A 1,040-nucleotide genomic window follows, 5' to 3' on the forward strand; every position below is an offset into this window, starting at 1 on the left:
GACCTACTCGCGGGAGGAGATCCTGGCCGCACTGGACTTCGCCTCCCAGCAACGCACCCCCAGCACCATGCGCGAGGGCGTCGCCTGGTGCGAAGCCTTAAACGCCGACGCGTTCCTGATCACGCTGAAAAAATCCGAGACCGACTACTCGCCGACTACGATGTATCGCGACTTCGCGCTGAGCGACCGGCTGTTTCACTGGGAGTCGCAGTCGACCACCTCGGCCGCCACACCGACCGGCCAGCGCTACATCCACCACCGCGAGCGCGGATCGCACATCCTGCTGTTCGTGCGTCCCGCCAAGACCAACGCGCTCGGCGCCGCGCCGTACGTCTTCCTCGGTCCGGCCGACTACGTCTCCCATGAGGGCGACAAGCCGATGGCGATCACCTGGCGGCTGCACCAGGTGATGCCGGCTGACGTCTATCAGGCGTCGACGGTGGCGGTCGCGTAGCCGACCAAAGTCAGGCTGGCGCGGCTCCTCCTGGGTGTCGACCACGGGCCCTGTACCTCGGCATGACGGCCGCGCGGGAACGCAACGCGCCAAACCGGGCACTGCGCCTCGCTGTAGACCAGCTCACCCATCGACATCAGGCCGGGGCTGTACCGCCTTGTGGGTTGATTGCCTGCTGAATCAGCTCGACGATCCGCTGTTGCCCGGCCGCGGTGATGTCGAACTTGGCGCGCATCTCGGCGAAGCCGTTGTTGACCTGCCCGAACTGTTCGTCAACCCGTCGAAAACCGTCGCCCATGTTCTGGCGCATGCCGTCTACGTCCTGGCGCACGCCGTCTACGTCGTGGCGCATGTTGCTTATGTCTTGACGCATGTCAACCATATCGGCGCGCAACGCGTTGAAACTCGCTATCGTCGCCCGGCGGAAACCGCGCATCTCGCTGACGTCGCGGTCGACTGCCTTTGTGAGCTCCCGGACGGCGGCCATCCCGACTTTGTTCGCCCGCACCTCGCGAGCCAACTCACCCACCTGCCCCTCCACGGCGGTGACGCGCGGCTCGAGGTTCTCCGGCTGCATGCTGGCAGC

2 protein-coding genes are annotated in these 1,040 nt (G+C 65.9%); one reads left to right on the forward strand and one right to left on the reverse strand.

The genetic code is table 11. The annotated features are described in order from the left end of the window. The coding region (locus tag AC2VON_RS16680) for a DUF3427 domain-containing protein (protein WP_486953940.1) at positions 1 to 454 on the forward strand (454 nt) is incomplete at its 5' end. Between the two features lie 136 nt (positions 455 to 590). Here AC2VON_RS16680 and AC2VON_RS16685 read toward each other — a convergent pair. Continuing rightward, on the reverse strand, positions 591 to 1,040 hold a 450-nt coding region (locus AC2VON_RS16685; RefSeq protein WP_486953941.1), incomplete at its 5' end, for a CCDC90 family protein.

Source organism: Mycobacterium sp. TH-M82 (assembly GCF_057473605.1).